Annotated in this window: 12 protein-coding genes; 10 read left to right on the top strand and 2 right to left on the bottom strand. The window is 50.4% G+C overall.

Features of this window, described 5'->3' with window-relative positions; all coding sequences use genetic code 11:
* The first annotated feature begins 9 nt into the window (after window positions 1–9).
* The 8 genes from NYE33_RS24390 to NYE33_RS24355 all read left to right on the top strand — a co-directional run bounded on the left by NYE33_RS24390 (window position 10) and on the right by NYE33_RS24355 (window position 7,588).
* On the top strand, window positions 10–342 hold the full coding sequence (locus NYE33_RS24390) for a PadR family transcriptional regulator (protein WP_039292805.1): 333 nt from the start codon (window positions 10–12) through the stop codon (window positions 340–342).
* Window positions 339–1,673, top strand: a complete 1,335-nt coding sequence (locus NYE33_RS24385; protein WP_042136970.1) for an FtsW/RodA/SpoVE family cell cycle protein — start codon at window positions 339–341, stop codon at window positions 1,671–1,673. Before NYE33_RS24390 ends, NYE33_RS24385 begins: the two co-directional genes overlap by 4 nt.
* A gap of 63 nt (window positions 1,674–1,736) precedes the next feature.
* Window positions 1,737–2,513 (top strand): M15 family metallopeptidase, encoded by a 777-nt coding sequence (locus tag NYE33_RS24380; RefSeq protein WP_340946033.1) that lies wholly within the window; start codon window positions 1,737–1,739, stop codon window positions 2,511–2,513.
* 100 nt (window positions 2,514–2,613) lie between these two features.
* On the top strand, window positions 2,614–3,384 hold the full coding sequence (locus tag NYE33_RS24375; RefSeq protein ID WP_341067973.1) for a stalk domain-containing protein: 771 nt from the start codon (window positions 2,614–2,616) through the stop codon (window positions 3,382–3,384).
* 207 nt (window positions 3,385–3,591) lie between these two features.
* A complete protein-coding gene (locus tag NYE33_RS24370; RefSeq protein ID WP_341067971.1) occupies window positions 3,592–4,215 on the top strand; it encodes a TetR/AcrR family transcriptional regulator in 624 nt (207 codons plus the stop codon).
* A 30-nt stretch (window positions 4,216–4,245) separates the two neighbouring features.
* Window positions 4,246–5,745 carry a DHA2 family efflux MFS transporter permease subunit gene (locus NYE33_RS24365; protein ID WP_042136976.1) on the top strand — a complete coding sequence of 500 codons (1,500 nt, stop codon included), beginning with the start codon at window positions 4,246–4,248 and terminating at the stop codon, window positions 5,743–5,745.
* Window positions 5,746–6,110: 365 nt separating this feature from the next.
* On the top strand, window positions 6,111–6,674 hold the full coding sequence (locus NYE33_RS24360; RefSeq protein ID WP_076244939.1) for a PadR family transcriptional regulator: 564 nt from the start codon (window positions 6,111–6,113) through the stop codon (window positions 6,672–6,674).
* The gene (locus NYE33_RS24355; RefSeq protein ID WP_052421859.1) at window positions 6,671–7,588 is read left to right on the top strand and encodes an alpha/beta hydrolase fold domain-containing protein; all 918 of its coding nucleotides are present in this window, start codon (window positions 6,671–6,673) and stop codon (window positions 7,586–7,588) included. The genes NYE33_RS24360 and NYE33_RS24355 overlap by 4 nt, the downstream gene beginning before the upstream one ends.
* Here the strand turns inward: NYE33_RS24355 and NYE33_RS24350 are convergent.
* On the bottom strand, window positions 7,583–8,485 hold the full coding sequence (locus tag NYE33_RS24350; protein ID WP_340946021.1) for a DMT family transporter: 903 nt from the start codon (window positions 8,483–8,485) through the stop codon (window positions 7,583–7,585). The two genes, NYE33_RS24355 and NYE33_RS24350, sit on opposite strands and share 6 nt — an antisense overlap.
* 120 nt (window positions 8,486–8,605) lie before the next feature.
* Between NYE33_RS24350 and NYE33_RS24345 the strand changes: the two genes are divergently transcribed.
* Window positions 8,606–9,487 (top strand): LysR family transcriptional regulator, encoded by an 882-nt coding sequence (locus tag NYE33_RS24345; protein WP_042136981.1) that lies wholly within the window; start codon window positions 8,606–8,608, stop codon window positions 9,485–9,487.
* A 66-nt stretch (window positions 9,488–9,553) separates the two neighbouring features.
* On the opposite strand, the gene NYE33_RS24340 is transcribed toward NYE33_RS24345, so the two are convergent.
* The gene (locus NYE33_RS24340) at window positions 9,554–10,867 is read right to left on the bottom strand and encodes a transcriptional regulator (RefSeq protein WP_341067968.1); all 1,314 of its coding nucleotides are present in this window, start codon (window positions 10,865–10,867) and stop codon (window positions 9,554–9,556) included.
* A gap of 232 nt (window positions 10,868–11,099) precedes the next feature.
* Between NYE33_RS24340 and NYE33_RS24335 the strand changes: the two genes are divergently transcribed.
* Entirely contained in the window at window positions 11,100–12,317 is a 1,218-nt protein-coding gene (locus NYE33_RS24335) for a M20 metallopeptidase family protein (protein ID WP_341067965.1), read from the top strand.
* The last annotated feature ends 17 nt before the right edge of the window (window positions 12,318–12,334 follow it).

Here is a 12,334-nt window from a genome sequence, read left to right as displayed (position 1 = left end):
GGAATGCCGATGAAAGTCAGTAAAGAAATGCTGAAGGGCAGCACGGGGACCTTGATTCTCACTCTGCTGCTCGATAAGCCGTTATACGGCTACGAACTGATTAAAGAGCTGGAGCAGCGCTCGCAGGGGGTATTTTCCCTGAAGGAGGGCACGCTCTATCCAATACTCCATGCGATGGAGAGCGAACGCTGGGTAGAGGCGTATTGGCTTGAGGTAGAAGGGCGCAAACGCAAATATTACCGGCTGCTGGATGAAGGCAAGGCGAAGCTGCAGGAGAAGAGAGCAGAATGGAATCTTTTCAAAGGCGCGGTGGATTCGGTACTGGGGGAGGGCGGCGCATGATGGAGCAGTGGAAGAAGCTGGACAACTATCTGGACAGGGTGTGTGCAGAGGTTAGAGCCAAAGGGATGCACAGGGAGATAAGGGAGGAACTCAGCGGGCACTTCCAGGACTTGATGCTGGAGCGGCAGCAGCTTGGTGCAACTGAAGAAGAAGCACAGCAATATGCTATCGCGCAAATGGGTGATCCGCAGGTGGTCGGCCGGGATCTGCACAGAATCCATAAACCGCGGATTCCGTGGGGACTGCTCACCGCAGTAATGATGTTGTCAGCTGTGAGTCTGCTGGGGATGGGGGCTATAGAAGCCGGAACCTCCTTCAACCCGGCCCTATCTGATCTGACGATGCGCCAGACGGTGTATATCATCCTTGGGATCGCCGTTATGACAGGAATGTACTTCGTCAATTTCAAGCTGCTTCAGAAAGCATCAGTAATTATATATCTCGCAGCATTAATGGCTATCGTTGCCAGCCTATTGCTGGGTCCTGAATTAATCAATGGGAATAGACGCTATGTTGGTTTTATGGGCTTTTATTTTGATCTGGTTGGATACAGTCCTTATATATTTGTTGTCGCTCTGACAGGAATATGGACCAGCCACAGCTTTGTGCTGAAATGGAGCGGACGGACCAGGGAATTCGCGGAGTTCGCCTTACTGCTGCTGCCTGCGGTGATCTATGCGGCGATCCGGTCTTTACCGGAGCTGGTGGTTTATTTGGCAGTATCGCTGACGCTATATGTATGGATAACACGGCGCTGGATTACAGCCGGATTAATGGCTATAACATTTGTGTCGGGCGGAGCCATCTATGTTTGGAATAATTTGAACTTGCGTGACAGGGTCATCGGAGCGATAAATCATAATTACATGCTTAATGGCCCGGGTTACCTCAACCGCAGAATTCACGAGACCATTACATCCGCAGGCTGGAGAGGGTATGGCTTCGGAGGTGCGGAAGAAGGACTGCCGTATGCGTATTCGGATCTTTTTCCGGTATTTCTGGTTCAATGCTTCGGCTGGGCCGGGGGCTTGCTCTTCATCGCGGCAGTGTGCTGGTTCGTTCTCAAAATGATTTCCTATACCCGCGCTGTACGCGATACCTACGGGCGGATGCTTATCCTTGCTCTGGCCCTTATGCTAGCCATCCGCTTAGCTTATGGTCTATCGATCCTCAGCGGAAGAATGCCAATTACAGCTATACCGTTCCCATTCCTCAGCTACGGACAGCATGTCTTCATTGAATTCGCCGCTGTCGGGCTGCTGATGGGTGTCTACCGGCGGAAGGATATGCTCCCTGCGGACACAAGCCTAGACTTAACTATGGACGCCTAGTGCGGCTGCACGTATACTGGTAGGGTGAAAATACGGACGAGGCAGGAGAGGGGGAGCATTGTGATGAAGCTGCGAAATACAGGTAGAAAATTAGGGCTGGTCTCATGTGCGCTTATCCTAGGCGGAGCTACGCTTTTAACGGCAACAGCAACAGCAGCCACAGCGGCTGCTCCTAAGCTACAGAATACAGCCGCAGCCCCGGCGCAAAGCAAGGTGGAGAAGAAACACAATCTGCCCGGCGGCTTTGTGTATCTGGATGAAGTGATTCCAACGGCGCAGTATGAGATACGCTACTACAGTGAGAATAATTTTACCGGAACAAGGGTGGACGGGTATAAGGCTCCGCTGGCGATTTTCTCGCGGACAGCAGCGAGTGCGCTGAAGAAAGTCAGTGAGGATCTGGCTGGCAAAGGGTATATCCTGAGAATCTATGATGCCTACCGTCCGCAACAAGCCGTTAATCACTTCGTACGCTGGTCACAGGATGCCGCGGATATTAAGATGAAGCAGCAGTATTATCCCAAGCTGGACAAGCGTAATCTGTTCAAGCTGGGCTTCATCTCCAAGAAATCGGGGCATTCGCGGGGCAGCACTATCGATCTGACACTGGCTGATAAAAAAACAGGGGCACTGGTTGACATGGGCAGCCCGTATGATTTCTTCGGCGAGATTTCTTACTATAATACCACTCTGGTCAACAGTACCCAGCATGCCAACCGTAAAGTTCTTAAGGATGCCATGTCGAAGCAGGGCTTCAAGCCCTATACCAAGGAGTGGTGGCATTTCACACTGATCAAGGAGCCTTATCCACAGCAGTATTTTAACTTTAATGTGGAGTGAGGCTGTTCCAAAGCTGCGCAGAACGGTTAATGATTAATATAAGTTTAGTCCCTGAAGTTTGCGTGCATAATAATTATATTACAGGAGAGGTGGGATCGATTTGAAGAACAGAATCGCAGCCGTTTTCCTAAGTGTACTGTTATTGGCAGCAGGATTGGGAGTATTAACCGGAAATAGTGTCCACGCAACACCGGGTGTAAATATTATTGTGAACGGACAAGCCTTGCAGCTGGATGGACCGCAAACCTATACCAGCGGAACAACCCTCATGCTCCCGCTCCGGGAGACTACGGAAATCCTTAAGTATAAGACTACCTTTGTAGGTGCCACAGGACAGTTCAAGCTGAATCGCTTCAAGGAAACCATTGAGTTCAGATTGAGCGGGAAAGAGATCATTCTGAACGGCAAGGATCGGGTGCCTTTTACAGATAGTATTGAACTGAAGCAGCAGCGCGCATATGCACCTTTGTCGTTTTTTGCAGCGATCGGGCTGGTTACATCCTATAATCAGGCAAAAGGGCAGGTTGAAATCTACTCACCGGAGGTAACTGCCGGAGCTGTAGCCGGATTGCTGGCCGCAGGCAACTATACAGGACTCCGCGAGCGTTACTTCACTGCGGAAGCAGAACAGCCCCCGCTGCCCGTCATTCAGCAGAACTGGGAGGGTGTAAGCGCTCCGGCTGGCCAGTACTTCGGAGTGAAATCTACGGAGAGCCGGCAGCATGACGGGAATATGACAATAACAAGCGTGTTGTCCTTCTCCAAATCTGAGGCGCTGCTGACCCTGGAGCTGAATACATCGGGCAAGATCGTGAAGCTGAGCCTGGCGGCGCTGCAGGCAGCGGAAGTGCTGGTCAACCCTTCGAAATAACAAACAACGGATCATTCATAGCAGGAGCATCTCGCAGCTGTAATCCGCTGCCGGAGATGCTTCTTTTTTATTAATGCTAACTCTTTTGAAAATTCCTGAAAACTTCTGTTGACAGATCACTCCAAAGAGAGTAATTTTAAATTCTGATTAAACGCTGTTTAAATCGATGATTAGAAATCGCGGCAAAGGAGGGCGACAAGCTGCATTATGGTTAAATATGACAACAAAGCTGATTCTTCAGATAAAGATACGAAGCAGATTATACTCGATGCAACCGTGGATTTGATCCGCGAAGAGGGGTTCAGCTGTATCACCCTTCGGAGTATCGCAGCAAGGGCAGAGACGAATCTTGCACTGGTGAATTATTATTACGGCTCCAAGGAAAAACTGTTTGGCGACGCAGTGAAGAGACTCGTGTCTACCTTTGATGATGCCTTCAAAGCACTGGAAGATGACAGCCTGCCGCCGAAGGAGCGGATGAAGTTATTTTTCATGCGTTATATTATGAATCTCAGCCGTTACCCGGGAATGGCCCGGCAGATGCTTGATCAAAGACATCATATTATGGGCTCACAGGATGAATATGCGAAGTACTCCAAGCTGATGAGACTGGAGCGCATTAAGGAAGTGCTCAGTGAGATCACTGGGGAGCAGGACCGCGACAAGCTCATGATGATGATGATGCAAGTCTATGGGGCCATTGTTTTTCCGGTAATTATGGTCTCCAGCCTGCCGAAGGAACGGGAGGATCTCAAGGAGATGTTCAGGCTTTCGCCGCTTGAGGAGCAGATTGACGGTTTATTTGATCTTTATTTTCATAAGTATAACTAATTATAAACAGAGAAAAGAGTGGAGAATAGAATGACAAACACCGCAAATAAAGGAAACAGTGCAGCAGTAGAAGCACCGTTCTCGCTGAAAGCCATTATTCCGCCGTTAATGGCTATTATCGTCGGCATGATTATGGTTATCCTGGACAGCACTGCCGTAAACGTTGCGGTACCGAATCTGGTGCAGTATTTCGCAACAGATCTTAAGACCGTTCAGTGGGCCATTACGGGTTATACGCTGGCGCTGGCTGCCGTAATTCCGCTGGCTGGCTACATGACTGACCGCTTCGGTTCCAAGCAAGTCTTTCTAACGACTATTGTTATGTTTGTACTGGGGTCCGTTCTTTGTTCGGTTGCCCAGACCTCAACGCAGCTGGTCATCTTCCGTGTCATTCAAGGTCTTGGCGGCGGTATGGTAGCTCCAATCGGTATGGCCATGGTCTTCAGACTGGCTCCGGCAGAGCGCAGAGGTTCTATTATGGGGATGCTCGGAATTCCCATGCTGCTGGCTCCGGCACTTGGACCGATCCTCTCCGGCTGGCTGGTAGAATACGTGAGCTGGCACTGGATCTTCCTTATCAACCTGCCTATCGGTATCGTTGGTATCATTCTGGGAGTTAAATATCTGCCTGTTACAGAGAAGAAGGGCAAAGCCCATCTGGATATCTTCGGTATCATTCTGGCTCCGCTTGCGTTCTCCATGCTTGCCTATGGCGTCAATCAAGGCGGAGGCGAAAGCTGGACTTCGACGGGGGCTCTCGTAGGTCTATCTGTCGGCGGTGTGGCGCTGGTGCTGTTCGTCATTGCTGAGCTGATGCAGAAGCATCCGCTGCTGGAGCTGCGCGTCTTCCGTTCATCGGACTTCACACGCGGCATTATCCTATCCTGGGTGACCCAGGCTGCCTTGTTCGGTTCCATGCTGTTCGTTCCGTTGTATCTGCAGCAGATCCGCAACTACACACCGCTTGAGACAGGTCTGATTCTGCTTCCGCAGGCGCTGGCATCCGGTATCGGTATGCCGGTGGGCGGCCGTTTATTTGATAAAATTGGTGCACGTCCGCTGTTGTTCGTCGGACTCAGTGTCATTTCCACTGCACTGTTCCTGTTGTCCGGTGTTACGGTAGACACCAGTCTTCCCGTTATCATGGGCTGTCTCGCTATGATGGGTCTGGGTATGGGCTTGTCGATGATGCCGGTTAACACTCATGTTCTGAACTCTGCGCCGCGTGAATGGGTTGGCCGGGTGACTCCGCTGACCGCCGCAGCCCAGCAGGTCGTAGTATCGTTCGCGGTTGCCGGAATGACCGGATACTTAACCAGCCAGATTACCGTTCATATGGGTGAGATGGCTGCCGGAAGCAATCCGCTTGTCGCCGCTGTTCAGGGCTTCAATGATGTATTCTTCCTCTCCGCATGCATCGCGCTGGCCGGAGTGGTCATCAGTCTGATTCTGCGCAAGCCGAAGACAGCCGGTTCCGCCGGAACTCCGGAAGGGCAGCAGGCCGACGCTGCTGTAATGATGGGACATTAATTTATATCTTGGGTTTACGGCCGCCTCAGCTAATCGCTGCGGCGGTTTTTTCTCATTTCACCCCCGTTGTCGCGATTACGATTCGAAATCCTGCACGAAATACAACATTTATGTCTTTACAGCAAGAACTGAAGTCACTCAATTGCTGTCATCTTATAGGACGGCTATACAGAAGGGCGAAAGGAGGAATTAGAGGTATACATCACATCGCCTTGGATGCGATACAGAAGGCGAAATGGGAGGAATTACGGCGGTATGTGGGATTTATCCGGGGCAGGCGCCAGTTGGAGTATTTTGTGAACCGCTTGACGGCTGATAAGGAATTCTATATAGTTTTAATAAAACTATTAACGAGGGGTTTCCTTATGTATGAATTACTGGTCCTGTCATTGCTGATGCATTTCCCGCTGCATGCTTATCTGATTGCGAAGATTATCAGCCCGTGGGAGAAAATCAGCCGCGGAACGCTGTCCACCCTGTTGTCCAGACTTGAGAGAGAGGGACTGATCTGCGAAGCCGATCCTTCATCAGTGCCTTATCCCAGTGAACGGCCGTCCCGTGCGCTGCAGCTCACCGGTAAAGGGCGGACCCGGTTCACCGAGCTGATGATGGATACGGGGACGGAGTCGGCAACCTATCAGAAGCTTTTTCATATTAAAGCCCAGCATTTGGAGTTCCTTGCCCCTGAAGCGCAGCTGGCGCTTGTAGACCATTATCTTGCGTACGCCGCTAAAGGCATTGCAGAGCTGCTAAAAGGGATAGACGCCTTCCGAAAAGAGACTGCTCCTGATGCTGCCGCGCCGGGAGGGCGATTCTATGCGACAACGATGGATCTGCTGCAGGTGCGTCTGGAGGCGCAGGAGCTGGATCTGGCCTGGGCGCAGCGTTTGCGGGAAGCCGTGATGACGCAGAAAGAAGGACAACAATGAAGGGTTCCCAAGAAAGCTGGCAGAGCAGAGCGGTTAAGCTGGGCTTGCGCCTCATGAGGATTAACGCCATGTGGAAGAAGACAGGGATAGCTTTGCGGAAGGAAATTGAAACGAAGCAGCGGAAGGAGAGCAGTAAGCCGCCGGCTAAAGTGTATACGTTATGCAGCGTCGAAGAGCGTGAGATAGCCGGTTCTCCTTACTATGTGCTGTCTGCAAAGTCTCTTTCGGGCGGCAAACAGATCCTGTATCTGCACGGCGGAGGTTATGTGCTGAAGATATCCCCGCTGCATTGGGAGTTCCTGGCCGGTATGGCAGACAAGCTGAGGTGTACGATTGCGGTTCCCATGTACCCTTTGGCACCGCAATATGGACATAAGGAAGTATTTCAGATGCTGGTACCGCTATATGAGGAGATGTTAGCACAAAGTTCTGAGTGTGGAGACAAGCTTGTGGTCATGGGGGATTCGGCTGGCGGCGGAATGGGGCTTGCACTAGTGCAGCTGCTTAAGGAAAAGGGGATACCACGGCCTGCACACACGATCCTGATCTCCCCGGTGCTCGACATGACCTTCAGCAACCCGGATATCAAGGCTGTGGAGCGTAAAGATCCTGTCACGGCAGTTCCTGCCATCAAAGAAATTGCTGAGTGGTATGCGGGGGATCAGGAGATTACTTCTCATTTGATCAGCCCCGCTTATGGGGAGGTCACGGATATAGGGCCGGTCAGCATCTTCATTGGGACGCATGACATTGTGTATCCCGATGTCAAGAGGTTCAAAGACCGGTTACTGGTTGAAGGAATAAAGATCGGCTACTATGAATATCCGCAAATGCTGCATGTCTGGCCGCTGTTCTTTTTCCCGGAATCCAAGACAGCGAGAGCACAGATCAGAGCAATTATTGAAGACTTATAGATCTGCCCGCCGTTTCTTGAGCATCCTTGCCTGAAAAGGGGCGAAGTGCAATCTGCCGAGCAGTTCGGAAGCTATAATGCCCAGCAGGACAAGGGCAGCGCCGGTGTAGCCCTGCAGCGAAAGCTGTTCATGTGCGAACCAGTAGCCGAAGAAGGCGGCAAAGACCGGTTCGAGGGCGAAGATTAATCCGGTGCGGGTCGGCGTTGTGTATTTCTGGGCAACGGGCTGCAGGATGAAGCCGCAGGCACTGCAGAAAATACCGAGTGCGAGGATGGCGATCCAGCCGGGAAGTGTCGAAGGCAGTGCAGGAGTCTCGAAGACTGCTGACAGAATCAGGGCATATCCTCCGGCGAACCCCAGCTGCAGAATGCCGATATTCAGCGAATCGCTGCTCTTGACAGCGCGGCTGGTAACCAGAATCTGCACTGCGTAGAAAATGGCAGCCAGAATACAGAGCAGATCACCAGGCTGTACATGCAGCGACCCGTTCAGGGTGAGCAGCCCGATGCCGGCGATGGCCAGAATGGCACCGAAGATTTGCGGAGGGGCGACCTTCTTTTTGAAGATCAGAACATCCAGCAGCGGTACAAAAACAACGGTCAAAGCGACCAGAAATCCGGCATTGGAGGTCGTGGTGGTCTTCAGTCCGAAGGTGATGCAGGTGAACACACCGAGCAGAAGAAAGCCGAGCAGGGCTCCATATTTCAATGTTCTGGCGTCCACACTGCGCAGCCGTTTGCGGAACAGCAGAGCCGCCAGAATGAAGGCCAGTCCGAAGCGCAGTGCAATCAGATTGAATTCCCCCAGTGTGCCGAGTCCCATTTTCATGAACAGGTAGGAGGAACCCCAGAACATCGTTACTACTATGAGCATCAGCTCGGCCTTTAACGGCTTCATTCCATCATCATCCTTCTTTATTTCAAGTGATTATAGTATAATACGCTCAAATACATAAGGTAACTGAATGTTTATCATATGAAACATGAGAAATTCTCATGCAAACTGTGGGGGTCAGCGATGAGTATAATCAAATACGAAGTGTTCCTCAAAGTGGTTGAACTGGGCAGTCTGACCAAAGCCGCTGAGGTGCTGGGCTTCACCCAATCCGGTATCAGCCATACGATCAGCAGCCTGGAGAGCGAATTTGGTTTTCCGCTGCTTGTGAGGAGCCGTTCCGGTGTCAAGCTGACTGTCAATGGGGAGCAGGTTATTCCGCCTATCCGCGAAATCCTCAAATGGAATGAGCAGCTGAAGCAGCAGGTGGCCGATATTCATGGTCTGGAGACAGGGACAATTACACTAGGCACCTTCACAAGCGTATCCGTTCACTGGCTGCCGGACATGATCAAACAGTTCCGCAAAGAGTACCCATACATTGAATTCAAGCTGATGGAGGGCGGATATCTGGAGATTGAGCAATGGATTGAGGCTGGTGTGGTCGACTGCGGCTTCCTGTCGCTGCCTACCCGGGAGAAGTTTGAGGTCTTTCCGCTGAAGCAGGACCGGATGCTGGCGATTCTTCCGTTGGACCACCCGCTGAGCAAAGCCCCGTACATGCCGCTGGCCCAGATCGCCTACGAGGATTTCATCATTCCGAGACCCGGCTCGGACTATGATGTGCAGCGGGTGCTGGAGAAGGCGGGGATTAAGCCGAACATCAAATTCTCGGCCGGGGATGACTATGCGATCATAGCCATGGTAGAGAAGGGGCTGGGCATCAGCATCCTCCCGGAGCTGGTCACCCGGTTCCAGAATCATAATGTGGCCATGCTTGAGCTGGAGGAACGGAGTTTCCGCTCATTGGGAATTGCCGTCAGCTCGATGAAATATGCTTCTCCTGCAACGAGACGATTCCTGCAGCATGTGCAGAGCTGGTCGTCCGGCCAAGAAGGGATTTGACTTGATAAATCCAGCGCAAAAAAGGCACGTTTTCAGTTTTGAAAACGTGCCTTTTTGCAATGCGCATCATTTGCTTAATTTGCGTCCTTCTTTGTCGAGAAACAACAGCTCGTAGTATTTTTTCGGCCGCCCTTTACTGTTGTCACGTTTTTCAAATACCGTTTGTACGTATTTTTTTTCTTCAATTTTGTTAAGGATACGGTTTGCACCTTTGACGGTCATGGACAGGCACCCAGCAACATCCTCAGAGGATAATTTATTTGTTCTCATAATTTCTGCGTAGGACATGATTTTCTGCAAATTGATGTTGTTTATTCCAATATTTTTGGCCAATGCGATGATTTCCGGGTCCCCCTGTTCAGAGAACTGTATGACATTCATGCTCTGCATTGGGCCGATAACCTTCTGATCCTCGTTTATAAAAAAGCTGCAGCTGCCCGTGTAGGCTTTCGCCTGTCTGTAAGCTTTGGCGGCGTTTTCGTTAGCTTGAAAATATTCATGTCCCGAGCCCCACCCGATCTTCACCTTGTAGCTTACGTACAATTCCAGATACTTCAGCAGTGAGCAGTTCTGCGCATTGGAGGTAATTTTCATGAAATTTCCGTAAGTGGTGTATAGTCTGACAAAGCCTTCCGAAATTTGGGCTGTGTCGGCAAGATTCACGCTATGCAGAAACCTGCCAACCAGGGCTTTCAGCTCTTGAAGCTGATCTTCAGATGGTGGCTGCTCATTGTGGACCGATAAGTATGCGACAACTGCCCGCTGGTTCTTGAGCTTGAGGATGGTAATCTCGTTGATGACCTCGCTTAGGGTCTCTTTAACATCTTCCAAAGTGGGCCGGATCAAGATATATCTGACTCCATGCTTCTGAAGTTTCGGAACAAAATGGCCGAATGCCGTGATGGACAGATCAATCTTCTTGTCTTCCCACAGCGTGATATGGTTCTCCAGCATGGTCTCCACCCGTTCGAACAAATCTCCGCTGTCAACAGGCTTCCCTTCATGAGTCAGGTATTGCTGGAATTCACTGAAGGAATCGATAACATACGCATAATCCACATAGATCCTCGATATATCAAGCCCGGGCTCTGTCACCAGCACCCGGAAGAGTTCTCTATATAGAAGGTTCTCATTATCCTGCAAAATGTGAATAGGGACCTTCTCATCCAGGCAATCCTTATCTATTGACTCATAAAGCATCCTGCCGCTGACCACAAATCCATCCACCGAATCTAAGTTCTGCAGATACAGGTCTGTTGTTTGTCCGAAGGTGCTGATGGTAAGGAACCGGAACTGGCATATGGGCCGCATTTCTTGTTCAATGGCGCGGAAATAATCCATATGGCTCTCTGGCGTGATAATACCCAGCTTGATTTTCATAGTATATTCCTTTCAAAAGACAATGCAATCAAAAGAGTTATATCACAATAAATGTGATATTACAACGTTCCACCACCTTTAAAATAATGTTCTTAAAATGTCTAATAATCTCTTGACAGCGAATGAATTTAAAAGTACGATAAAATCGTTCTTAAAAAGTCTTAAAATGTGAAGGAGGCCATTTAAACTCTGTACTTACATTCATTCAATTTGTGTTTTGGGAGATGTTATTGTGATTGAAGAAGCTGGAGACGATTTGAGTATGGCTCATCAGCTACAGGACAAATTGGTCATGTACAGGCATCATCTTCATGCGATTCCGGAGCTTGATTTAAGTTTGCCCAGAACAACGGCCTACGTCAAAGAGGTGTTGGAGTCGATGGGTCTTAAGCCCGCTCCCGTAGGGGAATCAGGGCTAACAGTTACCATTGGCGGACAGCATGACGGGAAGGTGGTTCTTCTCCGTGCAGATATGGACGCTTTGCCCATTTCAGAGGAAACGGAGCTTTCTTACGCGTCGTTGAACGGGAACATGCATGCTTGCGGTCATGACATGCATACTTCCATGCTGCTGGGAGCGGCGGAGATCCTGAAGGCTAACGAAGAGCAGCTTCGCGGGACGGTTAAGCTTATGTTTCAGCCGGGTGAAGAGACGCTGCACGGGGCAAAAATGATGCTTGAGAGCGGGATTCTCGACAAACCTAAAGTGGATGCAGCCATGATGCTTCACGTGTTGACCGGAATGCCACTTCCTATCGGACAATTTGTAGTGCCTGAGGAAGGTGGAGCGATTTCTGCTTCTTCGGATTGGTTCGAAATCATCATCCGCGGACGGGGCTCACATGGCGCAATGCCCGAGGCCGCAGTGGACCCCTTAAATGTGGCTGCTCATCTTCATCTGGCGCTGCAGGGTATACTTAGCCGGGAAATTTCGCCGATTGATAATGCAGTCCTTACCATAGGCGTGATGGAAGGCGGAAGTACAAACAATGTGATTCCCGATACGGCCAGAATGAAAGGCAGTGTACGCACATTTAACACCGCACTGCGGGATAAAGTGGAGACCCGAATCCGCGAAATTAGCGCAGGGATCGGAGAAACTTTTCAGGCCAAGGTGGAAGTGATCTATACCAGAGGCTGTCCCGAAGTGAAAACGGATGGCAGGCTTAATGAGCAAATGAGGGTTTCGATTGCAAATACCTTTGGTGACGGTTCCTACATTGGTATAACCGAACTGGTACCCGGCGGCAAATTAATGGGCTCGGAAGACTTCGCGTTTGTCTCACAGGCGGTGCCAAGTACCACAGTGTTTCTTAACGCAGGCAATATCGAAGATGGTTATCGTTACCCTGTACACCATCCAAAGACGATGTTCTCGGATGAGGTGCTTCATAGAGGGGCTGCGGCTTACGCAGCTTTTGCCAGAGACTGGCTTGAAAGTAACAGATAAGCTCTAAACCAAACTTA

It is taken from the genome of Paenibacillus sp. FSL R10-2199 (assembly GCF_038000235.1).
Lineage (GTDB): Bacteria > Bacillota > Bacilli > Paenibacillales > Paenibacillaceae > Paenibacillus_AQ > Paenibacillus_AQ phytohabitans.
Note: the sequence above shows the minus strand (reverse complement) of the source record. Positions and strands in the feature narration are given on the sequence as shown.

Coding starts and splice junctions, on each gene's coding strand:
- NYE33_RS24370 (WP_341067971.1), top strand. CDS start 3,592: ATGGTTAAATATGACAACAAAGCTGATTCTTCAGATAAAGATACGAAG.
- NYE33_RS24365 (WP_042136976.1), top strand. CDS start 4,246: ATGACAAACACCGCAAATAAAGGAAACAGTGCAGCAGTAGAAGCACCG.
- NYE33_RS24345 (WP_042136981.1), top strand. CDS start 8,606: ATGAGTATAATCAAATACGAAGTGTTCCTCAAAGTGGTTGAACTGGGC.
- NYE33_RS24355 (WP_052421859.1), top strand. CDS start 6,671: ATGAAGGGTTCCCAAGAAAGCTGGCAGAGCAGAGCGGTTAAGCTGGGC.
- NYE33_RS24390 (WP_039292805.1), top strand. CDS start 10: ATGAAAGTCAGTAAAGAAATGCTGAAGGGCAGCACGGGGACCTTGATT.
- NYE33_RS24360 (WP_076244939.1), top strand. CDS start 6,111: ATGTATGAATTACTGGTCCTGTCATTGCTGATGCATTTCCCGCTGCAT.
- NYE33_RS24380 (WP_340946033.1), top strand. CDS start 1,737: ATGAAGCTGCGAAATACAGGTAGAAAATTAGGGCTGGTCTCATGTGCG.
- NYE33_RS24385 (WP_042136970.1), top strand. CDS start 339: ATGATGGAGCAGTGGAAGAAGCTGGACAACTATCTGGACAGGGTGTGT.
- NYE33_RS24340 (WP_341067968.1), bottom strand. CDS start 10,867: ATGAAAATCAAGCTGGGTATTATCACGCCAGAGAGCCATATGGATTAT.
- NYE33_RS24350 (WP_340946021.1), bottom strand. CDS start 8,485: ATGAAGCCGTTAAAGGCCGAGCTGATGCTCATAGTAGTAACGATGTTC.